Genomic DNA, 6,814 nt, shown 5'->3' with positions numbered 1-6,814 from the left:
CTATATGCCAGTCGACGATGCCAGCGGTCGGCATGGTAAAGAGAATATGCGCCGAACCAGCGCACGCGCCGCCTTGAACGGCTCGGGTTGCTTGGGAGCGGACAGCGGAAATGGCCGTACCCGCACCTTTGCGCGTGATTGCATGCCATCGGAGTCCGTTCCCGCGTAGGCTGAACCTCCAAGGATGGATCGCACCGTGTCCAAATCACTCGACAGTTTCAATTGCCGCCGCACGCTGAGCGCTGCGGGCACCGACTATGTCTATTACAGCCTGATCGAGGCCGAGAAGAACGGCCTGACCGGCATCTCGCAGCTGCCCTATTCGATGAAGGTGCTGCTGGAAAACCTCTTGCGCAACGAAGACGGCCGCACCGTCACCAAGGAGGCGATCCAGGCGGTTGCCGGCTGGCTGACCGACAAGGGCACCGCCGGCGTCGAGATCGCCTACCGCCCGGCGCGCGTCTTGATGCAGGACTTCACCGGCGTTCCCGCCGTCGTCGACCTCGCCGCCATGCGTGATGGCCTGGCCTCGCTCGGCGGCGACCCTGAGAAGATCAACCCGCTGGTTCCCGTCGACCTGGTCATCGACCACTCGGTCATCGTCGACGAGTTCGGTTCGCCGCTGGCGTTCGCCCGCAACGTCGAGCTCGAATACGAGCGCAACGAAGAGCGCTACAAGTTCCTGAAGTGGGGCCAGCAGGCGTTCCGCAACTTCCGCGTCGTGCCGCCCGGCACCGGCATCTGCCACCAGGTCAACCTCGAATACCTGGCGCAGACGGTGTGGACCAACACCGAGGACGGCGAGACCACGGCCTATCCCGACACCTGCGTCGGCACCGATTCGCACACCACCATGGTCAATGGCCTTGGCGTGCTCGGCTGGGGCGTCGGCGGCATCGAGGCRGARGCCGCGATGCTCGGCCAGCCGGTGTCGATGCTKTTGCCCGAGGTCATCGGCTTCCGCCTGACCGGCAAGCTGAAGGAAGGCGTCACCGCCACCGACCTGGTGCTGACCGTCACCCAGATGCTGCGCAAGAAGGGCGTGGTGGGCAAGTTCGTCGAGTTCTTCGGCCCGGGCCTCAGCAACATGACGCTGGCCGACCGCGCCACCATCGGCAACATGGCGCCGGAATATGGCGCGACCTGCGGCTTCTTCCCGGTCGATGCCGAGACCATCCGCTACCTCAACATGTCGGGSCGCGCCGAAAACCGCATCGCGCTGGTCGAGGAGTATTCCAGGTGCCAGGGCATGTGGCGCGAYGCCAGCTCGGCCGATCCCGTSTTCACCGACCTGCTCGARCTCGACATGGCAACCGTGGTGCCGTCGATGGCCGGCCCGAAGCGCCCCGAAGGCCGCATCCCGCTCGAAGGCATCGCCTCGGGCTTCGCCACCGCCCTTGAAGCCGAATACAAGAAGACCGTCGACCAGTCGAAGCGTTATGCCGTCGAGGGCGAGACCTTCGACCTCGGCCATGGCGACGTGGTGATCGCGGCGATCACRTCSTGCACCAACACCTCGAACCCGAGCGTGCTGATCGGTGCCGGCCTGCTCGCCCGCAACGCCAACCGCATCGGCCTSAAGCAGAAGCCGTGGGTCAAGACCTCGCTGGCGCCCGGTAGCCAGGTGGTSGCYGAATATCTCGAGAAGTCGGGCCTGCAGAAGGARCTCGACCAGATCGGCTTCAACCTCGTCGGCTTCGGCTGCACGACCTGCATCGGCAATTCCGGCCCGCTGCCGGCGCCGATCTCCAGGACCATCAACGACAAGGGCCTGATYGGGGCTGCAGTGCTGTCGGGCAACCGCAACTTCGAAGGCCGCGTGTCGCCCGACGTGCAGGCCAACTACCTGGCGTCGCCGCCGCTGGTGGTCGCCTATGCGCTSGCCGGYTCGGTGACCAGGGACCTGACGACCGAACCGCTGGGCGAGGACCGCGACGGCAAGCCGGTGTTCCTCAGGGATATCTGGCCGACCAATGTCGAGATCGAGCAGTTCATCGCCGAAAACGTCACCCGCGAGYTGTTCGCGCGCAAATATGCCGACGTCTTCAAGGGCGACGAGAACTGGCAGAACGTCCAGGCGCCGGAAGGCCAGACCTATGCCTGGGACGACAACTCGACCTATGTGCAGAACCCGCCCTACTTCGCCGGCATGGGCTCGCGCCCGGGGGCGATCGGCAAGATCGAGGGCGCGCGCGTGCTCGGCCTGTTCGGCGACAAGATCACCACCGACCACATCTCGCCGGCCGGTTCGATCAAGGCGGCCTCGCCCGCCGGCAAGTACCTGACCGACAATGGCGTCGGCGTCGCCGACTTCAACCAGTACGGCACGCGCCGCGGCAACCACGARGTGATGATGCGCGGCACCTTCGCCAACATCCGCATCCGCAACCACATGCTGGGCGAGAACGGCCGCGAGGGTGGCTACACCTTCCACTACCCGTCCAAGGAAGAGATGCCGATCTACGACGCCGCCATGCAGTACCGTGCCGCTGGTGATCTTCGCCGGCGTCGAATACGGCAACGGCTCGTCGCGCGACTGGGCGGCCAAGGGCACCAACCTGCTCGGCGTCCGCGCGGTCATCGCCCAGTCGTTCGAGCGCATCCACCGMTCCAACCTGGTCGGCATGGGCGTCATCCCGTTCACCTTCGAAGAGGGCACGAGCTGGAAGACGCTCGGTCTCAAGGGCGACGAGCAGGTSACSATCGACGGCCTCGAGACGATCAAGCCGCGCCAGAAGATGACGGCCAGGATCACCTTCGCCGACGGCTCKACCAAGGACGTGCCGATCCTSTGCCGCATCGATACCCTCGACGAACTCGACTACTTCAAGAACGGCGGCATCCTGCAATACGTCCTGCGCGACCTCGCAGCGTAAGCTTTCTGCGCGATTCATGTGAAACAGCCGCCGGGGCGCAAGCTCCGGCGGCTTTTGTTTGGGCGGCCGCGTGACGTGGGCCGCCTTCATACATCCTTCGACAGGCTCAGGATGAGGGCTGCGCTCAGCTTCCGGCGCGCAGGTCGTAGGCGTACATGACGAATGTCTCTGCGGCTTCCGCAGGCTCCGTGCGTTGCCCGTAGAGTGCGCGCGCAGCAAGGTTGTCGGGTTCGGTGCCGAGCCAGGCTTCCTCGCAGCCTGCGTCGCGGCCGGCGGCGAAAAGGGCGTCGACCAGGAGGTTGGCGATGCCGAGGCGGCGCCAGGCGGGCGAGACGCCGACATTGTCGATGTAGAGTTCCGGCGACCGGTCGGCATGGTGGTGGATCATGCCGGCGGCCTGCGCCACAACCTGGCCATCATCGAGGGCGACGAAGAGCAGGTGGCCGGGCGCGGCAAGGCAGACGTCGACGCGGACTGGGTCAACGGGGGCGTCGAAGACGTCGGGCGCGACGGTGCCGAGAAGGGCTTCATCGCCGGGGACGAGTCTGCGGATCTGGATGGCAGTCATTGCAGCGCCTTCATCCTTCGTTTGTATTTTTGTCATAAAACTTTGACGTTTACGTAAATCCCATTGTTTCTAACCGATTGAAAAAGTTGAGGTCGAAATAATCGGTTGAATTTTTTTGGCCGCAGAGCTATTGCGAGCCGCTATTTCTGGCTGCATTCTCGCGGCCTCCTGGCCCAAACCTACTCCACCCCGCCGCCACGGCGTCGTTAAAGGCAAAGGGAAATTCCTTCATGGCACGCAACAAGATAGCCCTCATCGGCTCCGGCATGATTGGCGGCACGCTCGCCCACATGGTCGGTCTCAAGGATCTCGGCGACGTGGTTCTGTTCGATATTGCCGAGGGCACGCCGCAGGGCAAGGGCCTCGACATCGCCCAGTCCTCGCCGGTCGACGGCTTCGACTCGCGCTTCACCGGCGTCAACGACTATGCCGGCATCGAGGGTGCCGACGTCTGCATCGTCACCGCCGGCGTGCCGCGCAAGCCGGGCATGAGCCGTGACGACCTGCTCGGCATCAACCTCAAGGTGATGGAGCAGGTCGGCGCCGGCATCAAGAAGTATGCGCCGAAGGCTTTCGTCATCTGCATCACCAACCCGCTCGACGCCATGGTGTGGGCGCTGCAGAAGTTCTCGGGCCTGCCGAAGAGCCATGTCGTCGGCATGGCCGGCGTGCTCGACTCGGCCCGTTTCCGCTACTTCCTGTCGGAAGAGTTCAAGGTTTCGGTCGAGGACGTCAGTGCCATGACGCTGGGCGGCCACGGCGACGACATGGTGCCGATGACGCGCTACTCGACGGTTGCCGGCATCCCGCTGCCGGACCTGATCAAGATGGGCTGGACCAGCCAGGACAAGCTCGACGCCATCGTCGAGCGCACCCGCAAGGGCGGCGGCGAGATCGTCGGCCTGCTCAAGACCGGCTCGGCCTATTACGCGCCGGCCTCGTCGGCGATCCAGATGGCCGAGGCCTATCTCAAGGACAAGAAGCGCGTGCTGCCCTGCGCGACCCACCTGTCGGGCCAGTATGGCGTCAAGGACATGTATGTCGGCGTGCCCGTGGTGATCGGCGCCGGTGGCGTCGAGCGCATCATCGAACTCGACTTCAACAAGGCCGAGCAGAAGATGTTCGAAAAGTCGGTCGAAGCGGTGAAGGGCCTGTGCGAGGCCTGCGTCGCGATCGCGCCGAACCTCGCCAAGAAGTAAGGACCAAGCGTATGAACATCCACGAGTACCAGGGCAAGCAACTGCTCAAGGGTTTCGGTGCGCCCGTCGCTGACGGCGTACCGGTGTTCAAGATCGAGGAAGCGGAAGCGGCGGCCAAGGCGCTGCCGGGCCCGCTCTACGTCGTGAAGAGCCAGATCCACGCCGGCGGCCGCGGCAAGGGCAAGTTCAAGGAACTGCCGGCCGACGCCAAGGGCGGCGTGCGCCTTGCCAAGTCGGTCGACGAGGTCGTGGAGTTCGCGAAAGAGATGCTCGGCAATACGCTGGTGACCAAACAGACCGGCCCGGCCGGCAAGCAGGTCAACCGCCTGTACATCGAAGACGGCGCCGACATCGACCGCGAACTCTACCTGTCGATCCTGGTCGACCGCTCGGTCGGCCGCGTCGCCTTCGTGGTTTCGACCGAAGGCGGCATGGACATCGAGGCTGTCGCCCACGACACGCCGGAAAAGATCATCACCGTTGCAATCGACCCCGAGAAGGGCGTGACGGCCGACGACCTCAAGGCGCTGAACGGCGCGCTGAAGCTGTCGGGCGATGCGGCCAAGGACGGCGAGAGCCTGTTCCCGATCCTCTACAAGGCGTTCGTCGAGAAGGACATGAGCCTGCTCGAGGTCAATCCGCTGATCGTCATGAAGAACGGCCGCCTGCGCGTGCTCGACGCCAAGGTGTCGTTCGACAACAACGCGCTGTTCCGCCACGCCGACGTGCTTGAGCTGCGCGACACCACCGAGGAAGACGCCAAGGAAATCGAGGCGTCGAAGTACGACCTCGCCTATGTCGCGCTGGACGGCAACATCGGCTGCATGGTCAACGGTGCCGGCCTCGCCATGGCGACGATGGACATCATCAAGCTCTACGGTGCCGAGCCCGCCAACTTCCTCGACGTCGGCGGCGGCGCCTCCAAGGAGAAGGTGACGGCGGCGTTCAAGATCATCACCGCCGATCCGGCCGTGAAGGGCATCCTGATCAACATCTTCGGCGGCATCATGAAGTGCGACATCATCGCCGAAGGCGTGATCGCAGCCGTCAAGGAAGTCGGTCTCAAGGTTCCGCTGGTGGTTCGCCTCGAAGGCACCAATGCCGAACTGGGCAAGAAGATCATCAACGAGAGCGGGCTGAACGTCGTTTCCGCCGACGACCTCGACGACGCGGCGAAGAAGATCGTCGCCGCGGTGAAGGGAAACTGAGCCAATGTCCATTCTCATCGACAAGAACACCAAGATCCTGGTGCAGGGCCTGACCGGCAACACCGGTTCGTTCCACACCGAGCAGGCGCTGGCCTATCACGGCACCCAGATGGTCGGCGGCATCCACCCCAAGAAGGGCGGCGAGAAGTGGGACGGCTCGGTACCGCTGCCGATCTTCTCGACGGTTGCCGAAGGCAAGGAAAAGACCGGCGCAAACGCATCAGTGGTCTATGTCCCGCCGGCAGGGGCTGCGGCTGCGATCATCGAGGCGATCGACGCCGAGATCCCGCTGATCGTCTGCATCACCGAGGGCATCCCGGTTTCCGACATGATCAAGGTCAAGGCACGCCTCGACCGCTCGGCCTCGCGGCTGATCGGGCCGAACTGCCCGGGCATCGTTACGCCGGACCAGTGCAAGATCGGCATCATGCCGGGCAATATCTTCCGCAAGGGTTCGGTCGGCGTTGTCTCGCGCTCGGGAACGCTTACCTATGAGGCGGTGTTCCAGACCACCAATGCCGGTCTCGGCCAGTCGACGGCTGTCGGCATCGGCGGCGACCCGGTCAAGGGCACGGAATTCATCGACATGCTCGAGATGTTCCTGGCCGACGAAGAGACCAAGTCGATCATCATGATCGGCGAAATCGGCGGCTCGGCCGAAGAGGACGCAGCGCAGTTCCTCATCGACGAGGCAAAGCGCGGCCGCAAGAAGCCGATGGCCGGCTTCATCGCCGGCCGCACCGCACCGGAAGGCCGCACCATGGGCCATGCGGGTGCTGTGATCTCCGGCGGCAAGGGCGGCGCGGAAGACAAGATTGCGGCAATGGAGGCAGCGGGCATCCGCGTGTCGCCGTCGCCGGCACGTCTCGGCACCACGCTTGTCGAGGCGATCAAGGGCTAAGTTAACAGCCAATAGAGAGTAGCGAATAGAGAGTAGAGAAGAGCGATGAGCGACCAAGCAAA

General features: G+C 64.2%; 5 protein-coding genes. 4 read left to right on the top strand and 1 reads right to left on the bottom strand.

What is annotated here, in order from left to right; genetic code table 11:
- The first annotated feature begins 196 nt into the window (after window positions 1–196).
- Entirely contained in the window at window positions 197–2,950 is a 2,754-nt protein-coding gene (acnA, locus tag ASC75_RS12575) for an aconitate hydratase AcnA (protein ID WP_348271289.1), read from the top strand.
- 50 nt (window positions 2,951–3,000) lie between these two features.
- On the opposite strand, the gene ASC75_RS12570 is transcribed toward acnA, so the two are convergent.
- Complete coding sequence (locus ASC75_RS12570) at window positions 3,001–3,444, bottom strand: GNAT family N-acetyltransferase (RefSeq protein WP_055975332.1); 444 nt, start codon at window positions 3,442–3,444, stop codon at window positions 3,001–3,003.
- A 230-nt stretch (window positions 3,445–3,674) separates the two neighbouring features.
- Between ASC75_RS12570 and mdh the strand changes: the two genes are divergently transcribed.
- From mdh to sucD, 3 genes are read left to right on the top strand one after another with little or no spacing between them, the layout of a single operon-like run.
- On the top strand, window positions 3,675–4,643 hold the full coding sequence (gene mdh, locus ASC75_RS12565; RefSeq protein ID WP_055975329.1) for a malate dehydrogenase: 969 nt from the start codon (window positions 3,675–3,677) through the stop codon (window positions 4,641–4,643).
- A gap of 11 nt (window positions 4,644–4,654) precedes the next feature.
- A complete protein-coding gene (sucC, locus tag ASC75_RS12560) occupies window positions 4,655–5,851 on the top strand; it encodes an ADP-forming succinate--CoA ligase subunit beta (RefSeq protein WP_055975326.1) in 1,197 nt (398 codons plus the stop codon).
- Between the two features lie 4 nt (window positions 5,852–5,855).
- Complete coding sequence (gene sucD / locus ASC75_RS12555; RefSeq protein ID WP_055975323.1) at window positions 5,856–6,752, top strand: succinate--CoA ligase subunit alpha; 897 nt, start codon at window positions 5,856–5,858, stop codon at window positions 6,750–6,752.
- Window positions 6,753–6,814: the final 62 nt, after the last annotated feature.

The sequence above is a fragment of the Aminobacter sp. DSM 101952 genome (assembly GCF_001424795.1).
In the GTDB taxonomy this organism is placed as follows: Bacteria; Pseudomonadota; Alphaproteobacteria; order Rhizobiales; family Rhizobiaceae; genus Aminobacter; species Aminobacter aganoensis.
The sequence above is the reverse complement of the archived record's forward strand: the minus strand, read 5'-3'. Positions and strand labels throughout refer to the sequence as shown.

What these genes read in the sequence shown, in the direction of transcription:
- sucD (WP_055975323.1), top strand. Translation starts at nt 5,856, where the DNA reads ATGTCCATTCTCATCGACAAGAACACCAAGATCCTGGTGCAGGGCCTG.
- mdh (WP_055975329.1), top strand. Translation starts at nt 3,675, where the DNA reads ATGGCACGCAACAAGATAGCCCTCATCGGCTCCGGCATGATTGGCGGC.
- sucC (WP_055975326.1), top strand. Translation starts at nt 4,655, where the DNA reads ATGAACATCCACGAGTACCAGGGCAAGCAACTGCTCAAGGGTTTCGGT.
- ASC75_RS12570 (WP_055975332.1), bottom strand. Translation starts at nt 3,444, where the DNA reads ATGACTGCCATCCAGATCCGCAGACTCGTCCCCGGCGATGAAGCCCTT.